A 14,508-nucleotide genomic window follows, 5' to 3' on the forward strand; every position below is an offset into this window, starting at 1 on the left:
TAGTTTATTATACTCACCGGTCAACAACTTTTTTCTTGATAATTAGTTACTTACACCAGAAGTGAATTCTTAACAAATCTTAAAAATAGCTCTTCGTTTAGCGGCAACAAACCAAAATTCGATTTCTTACGTTAGGCTTTTAATAGGTTTTTAATCCCGTTTTAATGTTAACACTTTTGTAAGTATGGCGGTTAGTACACACCTACAGCCCCCACCAACGCCCCTCCAGCGTTTGTACAGGCTATTAGGAACCGAACGAAAAGATATTGTCTACACTCTTTTGTTTGCAATCATTACCGGCCTCATCGGCCTTACCTTACCTCTTGGCATTCAAGCTGTCTTCAATCTGGCGTCAAGTGGTATGTTATTCAGCTCCATTTATGTCCTGATTGGTTTAGTAATCGTAGGCGTGCTGGCCGGAGGAATCCTTACCATCGTTCAGCTAACACTGGTCGAAATTATTCAACAGCGTATATTCGTCAAAGCGGCTTTTGAGGTTACCTACCGTTTACCCCGTATCAAACCGGAGGCTATGGATGATTACTACCCGCCCGAGCTAATGAACCGCTTTTTCGACGTTGTGACTCTCCAGAAAGGTATGTCGAAGGTATTGATCGATATGCCAGCGGCTGCGGTGCAGATTCTGTTCGGGATTCTTCTGCTTTCGTTTTACCATCCCGTTTTTATTGGTTTTGGCTTCGTTACCATCCTGATTTTGTACGCCGTCATCCGGTTGTTTGGGCCAGAAGGTACGCGAACCAGCATCAAAGAATCGAGTGATAAATACAAGGTAGTGGACTGGCTGGAGAAGTATTCGCTACACCTGGCCGAACATGGCGAATTCAACAACGAGGAAAAACCCATCGATCAGATCGACAAGCGACTCGCTAATTACATTCACCACCGTAATGATCATTTCCGCGTATTAAAGCGCTTTTATTATAGCTCTGTCGCCTTCCGGACCCTTGTTACGGGCGGTTTGCTGATCCTGGGTACATCGTTGGTTGTTAGCCGCCAGATGTCTTTGGGACAGTTTGTGGCGTCCGAGTTAGTTATTGTCCTTGTTACCGGAGCCGTTGACAAGCTGACGTCCAGCATTGATACGGTATTTGACATGCTGGCGGGTGTTGAAAAAATTGGTATGATTACCGACTTACCTTTAGAAACTGACGCAACAACACATGCTTAACATATCTAATCAGCAGATAGATGAGCAGATGTTTGCTGAGCATCCGCTCAAAACCTTACAGGATTTACCAAAGCCTAAAGGTGGCCGCAGACTAGGCCGCTGGATGTTGTTCTTTTTATTTATCACGTTTATCGTTCTGCTGCTACCCTGGCGTCAGAATGTCGACGGTACAGGAACCGTTACGGCGTTGACACCACAGGACCGACCCCAATCGTTACAAAACGCCATTGCTGGCCGGATCGAACGATGGAAGGCTCAGGAGGGCCAGTACGTCAAAAAAGGTGATACCATTCTGGTTATTTCGGAGATAAAAGACGAGTATTTCGATCCGAATCTTCCGCAGCGGCTACGGGAACAATTAGCGGCTAAACAAGGCTCCCGCATTGCTACCGATGCCAAGATCGACGCACTCGACGGGCAGATGCGGGCACTAGGAGTTGGGGTAAAGGCCGATCTGGCCGCTGCTCGCAACAAGGTACGGCAAAGCCAGTTACAGGTTCGCATTGATAGTGCTGACTTAGTAGCAATCCAGCGCAATTACCAAATTGCCGTTTCCCGGCTTGAACGCTACGAAAAAGGCTATCAGGATGGTTTATTTTCGCTTACCGATCTGGAATCACGACGGATTACCCTTCAGCAGGATTACGCCAAAGTGATCATGCAGGAAAATAAGCTCAACGTAACCCGCCAGTCGCTGACCAACGCTCGAATCAACCTGGATCTGATTCAGGCGAAATACGAGCAGGAGATCGCCAAAACTATGTCGGATCGTAGTTCAGCCGTTTCGAGTCAGGCCAGCGCTAACAACGAGATCGCCGTTATGCGGAATAAGATCAGTAACGTGGCCGTTCGCCGTGGTTTGTACATCATTCGGGCTCCTCAAAACGGCTACATCGTGCGGGCGCTCAAAGCGGGTATCGGCGAAACAATCAAAGAAGGCGAATCGATTGCTACACTACAGCCAGATAAGCCAACCATTGCGGTCGAATTGTACGTGCGGGCAATGGATGTTCCACTTATTCAGCGGGGTCGTATGGTCCGGCTACAATTTGACGGATGGCCCGCTATTCAGTTTTCGGGCTGGCCGGCAGTAGCAGTCGGTACGTTCGGCGGTAAAGTGGTTGTTATCGACGCAGTCAGCAGTAACAACGGCAAGTACCGATTGCTGGTCAGACCGGAGCAGTTACCCAACGACCAGCCCTGGCCTTCGCAGCTCCGCGTTGGTTCGGGTGTTATTGGCTGGGTGATGCTCGATAACGTACCAGTATGGTATGAGATCTGGCGTCAGCTCAACGGCTTTCCGCCAAACCTGAAGCAAGAACCAGAAAAGACCGAAAAACTATGAGATCACTCATTTTGCTTTTCGGGTTCTGGGGGCTACTCCTCTGGACAGGACCGGTGTTTGGGCAAACGCCCGCGCCGGTCTCTCCCATTACTCGTGAGCCTGTAATTCCGGTATCGTCCAACGCTTTGTCCAGAACGGCAATCAGCGCGTCGGGTTCGACATCGTTAGCAGCAGCTACCACCCCTGACTCGCTGATTGTTTTTACAGCCGATGAGTTTTACCAGGCGGTTTTGCAGCATAACCCTATCGTTAAACAGGCAGCATTGCTGGGTCTGGAAGCACAGGCGCAGGTTCAACAGGCGCGTGGCGCTTTCGACCCAAGAATTTTTTCGGATTATAGCCGTAAGCATTTTGGCAATACCCTCTACTACGACAAATGGCAGTCGGGTTTACTGGTTCCGGTGTTGCCGGGCGGTCTTGACCTCAAATTGGGCTACGACCGAAACACCGGCGACTATCTAAACCCGGAAAACGTGGTGCCACCCACGGGTCTGCTGGCCCTGGGCGTAAAGGTCCCGGTTTCGCAGGGTCTGTTTATCGACGCCCGCCGGAATGCACTTCGGCAGGCTCGGCTAGCGGTCAACCTTGCCGAAGCGGATCGTATTTCACTGATCAACAAAACATTGCTGGATGCAGCCAAAGCGTACTGGGACTGGTATCTAGCCTATCAGCAGTTTCGTTGGGTTGAGCGAGGATACCAATTGGCCCAAACACGCTTTGTAGCCGTTCGGCAACGGGCGTTGATTGGTGATGCCGCAGCCATTGATACGACCGAAGCCCTAATTACAGCCCAGGACAGACAGGTTCAGCTGCAACAGGCCGGTGTCGATTTACAAAACAGCCGGTTAATGCTGAGTACGTTTTTGTGGAGTAGTCGGGATAGTGCGGTGCCCCAACCCGTTGATCTACCGCTTGCCGTTATTCCGCAGGCCGCTCCGCCCGATCAGGCGAGTCAGCTACAGATTCAGGATTTGCTTAGCCGGGCCGCTCAGCAGCATCCGGATTTGATCAAGCTAGCGAACAAGCAGCAGCAGTTGACAATTGAAGAGCGATACCGTCGGGCATTGCTATTGCCCAAGGTAAGTCTGGAAGCTAGTCTTCTTAGCCGTGGTCCTCTTCCGGAAGGCAATGGCGACGGCTCTACGTACTACGGCGTTCAACCGAGCAACCATAAAATTGGCGTCGATCTGGCGTTTCCGTTGTTCCTGCGCGCTGAACGGGGTAAACTCCGGCAGGTACAGCTTAAGAACCAGCAAACGGGACTTGAACGGCAGCAGACAGGACGGGATATTGTAAACGAAGTACAGAGCTACTGGAATGACCTCGTCACACTGGAACAGCAGATTGCTACGCAGCAGCAGACAATGAGGAATCAGCAAGTTCTGGTCCGCGCCGAAGTCGAAAAATTTCAGATGGGCGAGAGTTCTTTGTTTCTGGTCAACAGCCGGGAATCAAAGCTTATTGATCTGCAAATAAAGCTGGAAGAACTACGCTCCAAACACCAGAAAGCCCTCGCGAACCTATGGTACGCAGCAGGCTCCAATGTTGGGGTCCGGTAAACGCTTTATGTAGGGGCGGTACAGTTGATTATCTTCTTTTCCCGTTGGCTAGACAACTTTACAGTCAGCCAACGGGATTTTTTTGTTGTTTATGAGATCAAGCCAAAACTAACTGATCAGTCAGCGAGTATCCTCACCTAAAGAACTACCACCAGTCTATCGAATTCCTAAACTAATTGATTACACTGTCGTTATAAGCCTTGTTCTGTTCGCCTGTTTGACACTGCCTTATCTGACAGATAACTCGTTCGATTAACCAAATCAGGGCATACCCGAGCGAGAATCCATCTAGAAAAGCAAGTAGGTTGACGGGCCAAACCAAATCAATGACAGCAAATTCATGAATACCATCAAAACAAAAGCGTACGGGGCGAAAGCATCGCTCATTGATCGAATGAGCACCTTGTCGCGCATGGACATCGAGCGCGTGGCACCCCAATCGGACGAGGTACTGATTGATGTTTTATACTGTGGCGTCTGCCACTCTGACTTGCACCAGGTGCGCAACGATTGGAGCAACACGGTTTATCCCTGCATTCCAGGTCATGAGGTCGTTGGTCGGGTGACGGAAGCGGGTAGCGGGGTTACCAAATTCAAAGTAGGCGATATAGTGGGCGTCGGCTGTATGATCGACTCCTGCGGAAAATGCTCTTCCTGCACCGAAGGCGAAGAACAATATTGCGAAGGACCAGTAAGCTGGACGGCCACCTACAACGGTTATATGAAACCCGATGGCAGTGGATACAATACGTTCGGTGGCTACTCAACCGACATTGTCGTCAAAGAGTCATTTGTACTTAGTATTCCTGATTCGCTCGATGTCAAAGCCGTGGCTCCAATCATGTGCGCGGGTGTAACGACTTACTCTCCCCTGCGGCATTGGCAGGTGAAAGAGGGTAGTAAAGTAGGTGTAGCGGGTTTGGGCGGCCTGGGACACATGGCGGTTAAGCTGGCGAAAGCTATGGGTGCGGAAGTAACAGTATTGACCACCGACAAAGATAAACGCGAGGCTGCCGAAGCGCTGGGCGCTCACCAGGTTATTCTTTCTGACGATAAAGAAGCAATGACCGCAAATGAGTTATCGCTCGACTTGATCCTGATCACGATCCCCGACAAGTTCGACGTTAATCCATACGTAAGCTTGCTCAAGCGGGACGGCAGCATCGTAACCGTTGGGCTGTTAGGACCGTACAAAAGCCCGACCAACAACATGGAGATCGCTATGCACCGTCGGTCGGTATCGGGTTCGTTGATTGGTAGTATCAAAGAAACTCAGGAGGTACTCGATTTCTGCGCCGAGCATTCAATTCTGCCCGATGTCGAGATGATCCCGATGCAGGATATCAACAAAGCATACGAACGGATGATGGACGAAGAAGTCCGTTTCCGGTACGTTATCGATATGGACTCCTTGAAGAACGAAAACTAATCCGATCACTGTTCGCATCGTCAGTCACTGACTGCTGACACGATGCTCAACACTTACTCAACGAATTAAAACGTATGGCTACTTCTTTTTTGCGGTCCTTCCAGATTGGCCTGATTGCCGGGATGCGCGCTATGTCGGCTCCGGCCTTATTGAGTCACAAGCTTGAACGGACAATACCAACCAAACAACCCCAAAAACCGATTCATTATCTGGCCCAACCGCCGGTATCGCTGACGCTGAAAGTACTGGCGGGCGCAGAAATCATGGGGGATAAAATTCCGCATGGCCCGAACCGAACATCACCCCCTCAGTTTATCGCCCGCGTTGCCTCGGGAGCCACCTGTGGCGCTTTCGTCAGCGAAGTTGAAGGGGAATCGGCTCCGCTGGGGGCTGTGGCCGGCGGATTGGGAGCCGTAGTAAGCACGTTGCTGTTTTTCCAGATGCGCCGGTGGCTCGACCACGACCTGGGCTTACCCGACGCCGTTGGGGCAGTTGCTGAAGATGCGTTGGCGGTAGGGCTTGGCTGGCAAGTTGTCAATGGCATTCAACCCAAAATGAAACCGACCACCTAGCAGACTTGTGGCTTTTTATAAAAACGAGCGTGGACGATACAGAGCGTCCACGCTCGTTTCGTTTATAAAAGCGCTGGCCTATTCCGCAAAGTCGCCTAACTTGCCTGCATGATACGCACACTTAAGCAATGTAGTCTTGCCGGACTTTCTCTGATCTGGCTTATGAGCAGTTGTCAGTCCGCCGATGGCCCCTGCGATGCCACGGCGGTTACCATCAGCGCTCCGCAAAGCGAAACGACTGCCCTTAAACAATATATCGATTCAAACCATATCAAGGCTACTGCGGATAAGCGAGGTTTTTACTATACCATCCAGTCGCCGGGGAGCGGAGCCAAGCCAACCGTATGCGACAACGTAACAGTCAACTACAAAGGCCAGCTTACCAACGGTAGTACGTTCGACAGTGGTGATGACGTTAGTTTTGGCTTGAATCAACTGATTGTCGGCTGGCAGGAAGGGATTCCCTTGGTAGCACCCGGTGGCAGCCTTACCCTGTATCTACCTCCCAGTTTAGCCTATGGCTCTCAGGAGCAATCGGGTATTCCAGCGAATTCAATCCTGATCTTCAAAATTGACCTAATCAAAATTAACTAAGGACGGGCGCTGTCGGTTATGGCTAGCCGACAGCCTAAAGACATTGTTCCTGGTCAACCCATTCCAAGTCGCTGTACGCGTTACCGGGCAGCCGACCAAACAAATCGTCGCTCTTGGGTGGGGTCCCAGTTGTTCAGGCTCACGCCAAGTCGGTTGACCAATGCGGCTTCGAGTAACAAGCTAAACGCTACGTGATACGTAGTCAGTGCATCACCACTATTTTTGGCAATTACCTGAATAACGATCTGACCGTTGGGATTATAGCAGAAGGCTTTTAGCAAAAAATAGAAATCATCATTGGGTTTGTCTTCGCCTAGTTCGAAAACGGCGTAATCGTAGAAGTGCCGGGGAAAATCGATCAGCTGCCGACCGAATTCCTTGAAGCCGTCAATGGCGTATAAAGGCACGGTAACCTTACAGCTACCGCTATCGATTGACAGCTCGAAGTAATCGCACTCTGCTTCGTCATTACTGAAGTTTGACACAATAAATTCGGCTGCCATCACTTCCGGTCCTTTAGCGAATCAAAAGCAGCGCGCCTGTCTTGAGCGTTTTATGATCGGTATCGTCAATAACTTCGACCTGATACATGTATTGCCCCGCAGCGGCTTGCTGCCCATTGATGGTTCCATCCCAACCCTTTGTCCGATCCGTTGTGCTGTAAATGACCTCGCCCCATCGACTATAAATCGTTAGCCGGAATCGGTCGAAATAAAGCCCTTTCACCATGAACGTGTCGTTGTTTCCATCGCCGTTGGGAGTAAAGGCGTCGGGTACAAAAATCTTAGGATCGCGCCGTAACGTGAAGAAATTAGAATAGCTGGGCACTCCACCACTGGATAGCGCAATGACCCGGTACCGTTGCGTTTGTATAGACGGATCGTTGGGGTCAGGCTCGTAGTGTGCATTGCCGCCCATGACGATTTCTTTTTTGGTATTGTTAACCGAATCGACAATCTCAAGCGTATAGCTGTACACATCGCCGGGCGCAAACGGCGATGCCGTTGTCCAGTCTACACCCGTTGCTGACTTTGACGACAAAAAGACCGTACAAACAGGAGCCGACGGGGGTGATGTCTGCCCGCACTTGTTTTGATAAGTAAGTTGATAGCAATATGACCCCGCCGATGCATCAGCCGAAACATCTTTGAACGTATTTTTATCGGTTGTTCCAACCACCTGGAATGGACCCGATGGGCTACTAGCTCGCCCAACTGTCATGGTGTAATTAGCAGTTGGCGTAAAATATGGGCTCTGCGCGATTATAAAGGGGTGATTATCCTCAACCGAAACAATAACGGTTTCAAATTTGTCTAACGCTTCTTCATTAATACCATTAACACAAGACTGCGCTGACGTGATAATCGTTGGGCCAACGGTGGTTTCAAGCCGGTAACAGTATTGAACCCCACACTCGATTTGACTCTTATCGGAATAGGTTGTTGTGTTTTGGTTTACCACATTACCGGCTGGCGAATTATTCCGTAAAATTCGGTAGAACTTAAAAGAGTTCGACGCGGAGGTAGAACCGGAGTAAGGTTGCCAGCTCAGGTCGTTTTGTTTGCTGGCGGCTTTTGTATTGAGCACCAGGCTACAGACCTGCTCGGAGGGAGCACTCGTCGAGTTACTACAGGCATCCTGATAAATCAGTTGAAAACACTGAACCTGCTTCGTATCCGCTTGTACAGTAAAGGCTCCGGCTGTCCCACTCTGGGGCGTGGTCACAAATACGCCGGAAGCATCTTTCTGCTGAAGCAGAATGTTTACGCCGGGAGTCGCCTGATACTTCAGTGATATAGTATTGTCATTGACGGTTGTCAGCGCCGTAATAACTGGCTGCGTTGTAGCAGAAAGCGGAGTAACGGGAAAGCTTGTTAATGGTGATCCACATGTGACCGGGGGATTGTAAAGCCCCTGTACGGTTACTGTATAGGTTACGTTATTATTATACGTATGCGTTGGCTTCGCAACGAGTTCAGCACGAGTTTTCCGCTCTCGTACGCCGTCACCCCAATATACTTCGTACCGGTCGTACTGACCTAAGGTTGTTTCATCAGGGACTAGCGTGGCTTTCCGTCCTAAGCAAGGAATAACTGTAAACTTAACCGGCTCAACAGGCAACACCGTTACTTCTTGGCAGTAAACGGTTGCTGTACCTGCTCCTCCTCCACTACCGACCTGTAAAATGGTGTATGAACCAGGCTTTCCGTACGTAGATGTTGGAAGTGTTGTAGACACATTACTACCATTACCCTTGTAGTCATATTCATAGCCTACAGTCGAAGGCAATACATTAGGACTTATACTAACGATTCTGACAAGTTCGCCAGCACAAATTTTTGTTCTTTCTAATGTGAATCCACCCTCGGCTGCTCCACGTCTGTCAAGACAGTAGTTCTGCCCACTGGCGGTCCAAGCGATAATTAGAAAGAGGCTGGTCCAAAACGTAGCCAGCCAATCGGCTTTTCCCCTAACTCCAATCGGCCACATTCGTAAAACTCGCACAAGGGTAAAGATTTTTGTCAATGATATCTGCAAAATGGTTTCTAACGCTAGTAACGTTATAATGTACATTTTCGCGTCTGGCGAAACGTATCTTTCTCAAAAACAGTTTGGATGTTAAAAGTACATAGTTTTTAGCATTTGACCCGTCGAAAGCGCTAAACTTGTCATCCAAATGCTAGTTCCGACTACACGCATCGACCAAACCAATGAGCAATAATAATACCAACGTCACCACAAACGAATCGCTGGACCAGCCCCAATCGGATGCCATTCGACTGGATCGTATCGAAGATGCTATCGCTGACATCAAAGCGGGTAAAATTGTACTGGTGGTAGACGACGAAGACCGTGAAAACGAAGGCGATATGATCTGCGCGGCTGAGATGATCACGCCCGAAATGGTCAACTTCATGATTCGCGAAGCACGCGGCCTCATGTGTGCTCCACTGACTCAGGAGCGTTGCGAAGAGCTTGGCCTGGAAATGATGGTGACCAGTAACACGTCTGTTCACACGACGCCGTTTACCGTATCCGTTGATTTGCTGGGTAGTGGGTGTACGACCGGTATTTCGGCCTCCGACCGCGCCAAAACCATCCGGGCGCTGGTTGATCCGGATACCAAACCGGATGATCTGGGACGACCGGGGCATATTTTCCCGTTGCGTTCGGTGGAAGGCGGAGTTATTCGCCGGGCTGGTCATACCGAAGCTGCCGTTGATCTGGCGCGCCTGGCCGGACTGTCGCCGGTAGGTGTCCTCATTGAAGTTCTCAACGAAGATGGTACGATGGCTCGCCTGCCGCAACTGCGCGTAATGGCCGACCGATTCGGCATGAAACTGATTAGCATCCAGGATCTGATCGAGTATCGGTTACGGACCGAAACACTGATTCGTCGCGAGATCGGCGTAGACTTACCGACCGAGTGGGGTCATTTTGATCTGATCGCTTACAAGCAAAGCAACACTGGCGACACACACTTGGCGCTGGTAAAAGGTAGCTGGGAACCCAACGAACCGGTATTGGTGCGCGTTCACTCATCCTGCGTTACGGGTGATATTTTTGGCTCCTGCCGTTGTGACTGTGGTCCGCAACTCCACGCGGCTATGAAAATGGTCGAAGCCGAAGGCAAAGGCATCGTTGTGTACATGTTTCAGGAAGGCCGGGGTATCGGATTGCTTAATAAGCTGAAAGCATATAAGCTTCAGGAAATGGGGCGCGACACCGTTGAAGCCAATCTGGATCTGGGTCTGCCAATGGATTCCCGCGACTACGGCATCGGCGCACAGATCTTACGCGATTTGGGCGTTCGGAAGCTACGGCTAATCTCGAATAACCCCAAAAAACGGGCGGGTTTGATGGGCTACGGCCTGGAAATTATGGACACCGTACCGATCGAGATTCCGGCAAATCCTCATAACGAGCGCTACCTACGTACCAAACGGGATAAAATGGGTCATACAATCATGAATGAACCCGTGAACGAAGAGCAGCCTTTGTAGTTTTAATTCGGGTCTATTATCGCTAACAAATTACCAGCGGTGATAGACCCGAATCGCTTACCGGCCATAGAACCCTCCATTGTCGTAGAAGCTCCGGCGACGGCTCAATTTCAGCTCCTGAAGTATCGAAGAGCGTACGCGCAAGTCGAACGAATAGTTGCCCGACCGAATGTTACTACCCGAATAAGGTGTCCAGTTAAACGCCATTTCCCAGCAGTGAAGATCGCGGTTAATACCGATGGTCGTTAGCGTTGGGCTGTTAAACTGGAAATCATATCCCGTATTGAACGTAATCTTCCACTTAGGCGTCAGGCTCAAATCACCCGTCAGCGTCAGCGCCTGAACAATCTGTGAAATCTCAGGGGTTAGCTTCGTTAATCCAAAGGTGTAGCTAACATTAAGCGACCAGGGAATTGTAAAATCGACGTACAGATCCGGGTTATTGTTGATTGCCTTCATTGTCGCGTCAGTCGCATTAGGACTGGATTTCTTTTTGTCCGCCTGTTTGGGAGCCAGCCGCGTACTGATGTACGCTTGCAGATTCGTTAGGCGCGCCAGTCCCTGCCCCGCCTGAAATGCGTACAATTTCGGCACCCGCTCGTATTGCTGATTGTCATAGCCAAGCGTCCGTAGCAGAAGTTGCGAATACGTATTCCCCGGAATGGCAGAGGCCCCTGAGGTAGCCGCGAGCAGCGCATAGTAAGCCGCTCCACCGTAGGGCCGGGTTGCGTATGGATCGAATGAAGAAGAAAAGTTAAAGCTAACGTTCTTGAAAATCTGCGTATTGGCACTAACCGTAATCGGTGACAAGTTATAATCGGGAGCCAGCAGGTTGTAGCTCCCGTTAACGCTGATATTATCAAAAATCGGAATCTTCTTGAAATCCTGTCCGGTGGAGTCGCCACGGGTACGCACTTTCATTTCGAGCTGGTTCACAACCCCAAACGTTATAAACGCTGACTGCGTACTGGCACTGGAACCACTACCACCAAGACCCCGGAACACCGATAACGTCCGGCGGTATTCGGCCAAAGTGGTCAAGCTTCCCTGAGCAGGTAGTGTCTGAAATAAACCAAACGCGGGATTGGTAAAATCAGGAACGTAGCTGAACGAAATCGACGGAGCGACGGTATGCCGAATGGCTTCAATCCGTTTTCCACGAATGAAATACGTCCCGTAGAAGCGGGTGTTCATACTGACGTTGGCCGAGAAATTGTAGGACGGGAAAATACCGCGTAATGTGTCGATCCGAACCTTATTCCGATCTGATAAGTATAGACCGGTGGTCGGGTCTATAGCTAGGGTATTGTCATACCCTAGGTACGTGTAATTAAGCTTCTTCGTATAAATACTTCCCTGCAACGAAAAGCCCGGTGTAAGGTTGATATAGCGCAGCAGTTTGAAGTTCGGCAACGAAATCGGAATACTATAATTGGCCTGTATGGTCCGATTTTCCCAGATTCGGTTCAGGTTAGCCATGTTGAACGCAATCAGGTTTGGGTCAGTAACCACCTCTCCGTTACGAATAGCGGTTGCCCGCGCAATACTATCCAGCACCCGCTGAACGGTACTGATCGCCGTTAGGTTGGTAAGAACCGGAAAGCCTAATCCACTCGTGTCAACCTGCGTCCGGATCGTGTTGCTAATGCCGATTGAGCCGCTAACGTCCAATCCTACCCGGAAGCTCTCGTACCAGCGGCCCGTTCCTCCTTTAAGCGCAAACGGTGCAATCTGGTTAATACCAAAGTTAAAGTCGGACGATATATCCGTTTTACCGTTTTCTTTTACGTTAGTTACTCGGTTGAGCTGACCGAACTGCTGGTTTACCCGGATGTTGGCCCCCGCCCGCGCGTATTGCCCAAATTGGCGGCTGTACTGAATAGACGATCCGGCTACGTTAGAAATGTAGGCATTCGTACCGGTGCTGGAGTTGAACTGATTAAAGCTGTTACTACTGACGTTAACATTCGCCGAGAAACTGCCCCGCCCACGCGGTACGGGCGAATGCGACCAGCTAAACGCAAAGTCATTACGGGGTGCTTGCTGTGACAAGTCCACGCGGTCGCCAGAGCGGTTTCGGTTGAATTGAATGTTCAGCCCACCACTATACCGATAGCGTTTGTTGTAAGCAGATGATAAACCCACCCCCCAGCTACCGCGTGAATAAATCTGTCCTTTGAATTGCAGACCCAGGTTTTCGTTCACGGCCCAGTAATAACCGCCATCGCGCAGGTAGTAGCCTCGTCCGTTAGGTTCCTCACCGTACTGCGGCACAATGATCCCCGACACGCCAATGTCTTTTTTCTTCGGGAATGGGAAGAAACCAAACGGAAGCCCAATCGGCAACGGTACCTGACTGATAGCCAGATTGAAAGGTCCCGCCACAACCTGCTTATTGTGTACAACTTTCAGTTTACTGGCATTGATGTGGAAGTGCGGAGTCGCCAGATTACAGGTCGTGTAAATCGCTTTACCGATGTACAAGTTATCCTCGGCATCTTTCTTCACGTTCTGCCCACGGATATTCCCTTCCCCCTGCTGGGTAATAACCCCCTGGATTTTTCCTTTTTTGGACTTAAAATTATAGCGGATCTCTTTGGTATCGTATTTACCCTCCCCATCCTGAAAAACAGGGCGACCAATCCATTTCTGAGACGTTGAATCGTACCGGCCTTTGGCGTACACTTCATTGGTCAGGTAGTTCAGGCGAATGTAATCCGCTTTCAGTGAGATCTCCCCATACACGACGCTGGCATCACCAAACAATTCGACCGTCTGCCCGTCTGCCGCATAAATAGTGGAGTCTTTCGACTGGTATTTAACCGTCGTCGCGAACGAGTCGGCGTTCTGAAGCGAGTCAGTTCGGGCGGTATCGTTGCTGGCAACTCGTGCAGAGTCTGAACCAACCACTGTCCGGCTTTCGGGACGAACGGTGTTGGGCGATACGATACCCGGCACCAGCTTCCCTCTGCCAGCCGGAGCCGTCTGCGAACGCGGAGTGGTTGTAACGGCGGTTGCTGTTCTTGACGCGGGCGTAGTCGTTGCGCTGGTTGGCGTTCCCGCAGCTGGATTGTTGGCCCGCGATGCCGGGGTGTTACCCGACGGTGTTCCCGATGGCGAATCCGCTACCCGTTGCGCCGGAACGTCGGAGGTTGGCATACCGCCTTTGCCCGGCTGTTGGGGCAGCGGCTTTGCCTGAACGGCTGGCGCTGTTTTTGCAGACGATGGCCGTAGGGTATCTTTTCGGGCAGCTACGCGACTTTGCTGACGGATTTTTAACGAATCTTGTTTTGTTTTGGCCGTTCGAGCAGCGCGCGGACTCGTCTTGGGCGATGCCGTACTCGAACGCGGTTTCGTAGTCTGCGTAGAAATAGGTGTCGACGGATCGGGGCCGAGCCGGTTAGGAACCGAATAGGGATCATTAAGCTCCCGTTCCAGATCGCTCATCGGCTGAGCGGTCTTGGTTGCCGTGCCTGTCGAAGGGCGCGTCGATTTAACCGCCGGGGCGGCTATGGTTTGTCCGTTGGGCGTGCTAACGCTGGGTACAGAATCCTTGGCCGAACGCGAACGTGTCGGCTGGCTCTGCCCCAGGACGTTGATTGTCAGAAACGTCCCAATCAGACAGATTATGACTCGTATAAGCGGGGACCGTAAAATAAAGTGTGCTTTTTTGAGTTTTATCAAAAAAATTATATTTGCCATAATGGTGCTAAACCCATGGCTTACAAAGGTATTCACGAACAGTTATCCCGCTATTGCCTTGAAACGTTTTTGGCCGTTAAAAATTATTAAATCAACACGTGTTCGGTTCACTCG

Annotated in this window: 10 protein-coding genes; 7 read left to right on the plus strand and 3 right to left on the minus strand. The window is 50.5% G+C overall.

Going from position 1 to position 14,508, the window contains the following annotated elements:
• The first annotated feature begins 184 nt into the window (after window positions 1-184).
• The 6 genes from M0L20_RS05895 (at window position 185) to M0L20_RS05920 (ending at window position 6,688) form a co-directional block, all read left to right on the plus strand.
• Window positions 185-1,189, plus strand: coding sequence for an ABC transporter transmembrane domain-containing protein (locus M0L20_RS05895; protein ID WP_248476081.1), 1,005 nt, complete (start codon window positions 185-187; stop codon window positions 1,187-1,189).
• Complete coding sequence (locus M0L20_RS05900) at window positions 1,182-2,534, plus strand: HlyD family secretion protein (protein WP_248476082.1); 1,353 nt, start codon at window positions 1,182-1,184, stop codon at window positions 2,532-2,534. The genes M0L20_RS05895 and M0L20_RS05900 overlap by 8 nt, the downstream gene beginning before the upstream one ends.
• The gene (locus tag M0L20_RS05905) at window positions 2,531-4,093 is read left to right on the plus strand and encodes a TolC family protein (protein ID WP_232559931.1); all 1,563 of its coding nucleotides are present in this window, start codon (window positions 2,531-2,533) and stop codon (window positions 4,091-4,093) included. Before M0L20_RS05900 ends, M0L20_RS05905 begins: the two co-directional genes overlap by 4 nt.
• A gap of 340 nt (window positions 4,094-4,433) precedes the next feature.
• Window positions 4,434-5,522, plus strand: coding sequence for an NAD(P)-dependent alcohol dehydrogenase (locus M0L20_RS05910; protein WP_290428919.1), 1,089 nt, complete (start codon window positions 4,434-4,436; stop codon window positions 5,520-5,522).
• 74 nt (window positions 5,523-5,596) lie between these two features.
• A complete protein-coding gene (locus M0L20_RS05915; RefSeq protein WP_248476083.1) occupies window positions 5,597-6,094 on the plus strand; it encodes a DUF4126 family protein in 498 nt (165 codons plus the stop codon).
• 108 nt (window positions 6,095-6,202) lie between these two features.
• Entirely contained in the window at window positions 6,203-6,688 is a 486-nt protein-coding gene (locus tag M0L20_RS05920; protein ID WP_248476084.1) for an FKBP-type peptidyl-prolyl cis-trans isomerase, read from the plus strand.
• An 80-nt stretch (window positions 6,689-6,768) separates the two neighbouring features.
• Here M0L20_RS05920 and M0L20_RS05925 read toward each other — a convergent pair whose 3' ends face one another.
• Window positions 6,769-7,191, minus strand: a complete 423-nt coding sequence (locus M0L20_RS05925; RefSeq protein ID WP_248476085.1) for a hypothetical protein — start codon at window positions 7,189-7,191, stop codon at window positions 6,769-6,771.
• 13 nt (window positions 7,192-7,204) lie between these two features.
• A complete protein-coding gene (locus M0L20_RS05930; protein ID WP_248476086.1) occupies window positions 7,205-8,926 on the minus strand; it encodes a T9SS type B sorting domain-containing protein in 1,722 nt (573 codons plus the stop codon).
• A gap of 473 nt (window positions 8,927-9,399) precedes the next feature.
• Here M0L20_RS05930 and M0L20_RS05935 point away from each other — a divergent pair, with 473 nt between their 5' ends.
• Window positions 9,400-10,692: a bifunctional 3,4-dihydroxy-2-butanone-4-phosphate synthase/GTP cyclohydrolase II gene (locus M0L20_RS05935; protein WP_248476087.1), complete on the plus strand. Its 1,293-nt coding sequence runs from the start codon at window positions 9,400-9,402 to the stop codon at window positions 10,690-10,692.
• 57 nt (window positions 10,693-10,749) lie between these two features.
• Here the strand turns inward: M0L20_RS05935 and M0L20_RS05940 are convergent, their stop codons facing one another.
• Window positions 10,750-14,394: a putative LPS assembly protein LptD gene (locus M0L20_RS05940; RefSeq protein ID WP_248476088.1), complete on the minus strand. Its 3,645-nt coding sequence runs from the start codon at window positions 14,392-14,394 to the stop codon at window positions 10,750-10,752.
• Window positions 14,395-14,508 lie beyond the last annotated feature (114 nt).

Origin of the sequence: Spirosoma liriopis (assembly GCF_023196085.1) — a bacterium.
Taxonomy (GTDB): domain Bacteria; phylum Bacteroidota; class Bacteroidia; order Cytophagales; family Spirosomataceae; genus Spirosoma; species Spirosoma oryzicola.

Bases quoted from the DNA above. Each gene is read 5' to 3' on its own strand.
- M0L20_RS05895 (WP_248476081.1), top strand. From the start codon at position 185: ATGGCGGTTAGTACACACCTACAGCCCCCACCAACGCCCCTCCAGCGT.
- M0L20_RS05900 (WP_248476082.1), top strand. From the start codon at position 1,182: ATGCTTAACATATCTAATCAGCAGATAGATGAGCAGATGTTTGCTGAG.
- M0L20_RS05905 (WP_232559931.1), top strand. From the start codon at position 2,531: ATGAGATCACTCATTTTGCTTTTCGGGTTCTGGGGGCTACTCCTCTGG.
- M0L20_RS05910 (WP_290428919.1), top strand. From the start codon at position 4,434: ATGAATACCATCAAAACAAAAGCGTACGGGGCGAAAGCATCGCTCATT.
- M0L20_RS05915 (WP_248476083.1), top strand. From the start codon at position 5,597: ATGGCTACTTCTTTTTTGCGGTCCTTCCAGATTGGCCTGATTGCCGGG.
- M0L20_RS05920 (WP_248476084.1), top strand. From the start codon at position 6,203: ATGATACGCACACTTAAGCAATGTAGTCTTGCCGGACTTTCTCTGATC.
- M0L20_RS05925 (WP_248476085.1), bottom strand. From the start codon at position 7,191: ATGGCAGCCGAATTTATTGTGTCAAACTTCAGTAATGACGAAGCAGAG.
- M0L20_RS05935 (WP_248476087.1), top strand. From the start codon at position 9,400: ATGAGCAATAATAATACCAACGTCACCACAAACGAATCGCTGGACCAG.
- M0L20_RS05940 (WP_248476088.1), bottom strand. From the start codon at position 14,394: ATGGCAAATATAATTTTTTTGATAAAACTCAAAAAAGCACACTTTATT.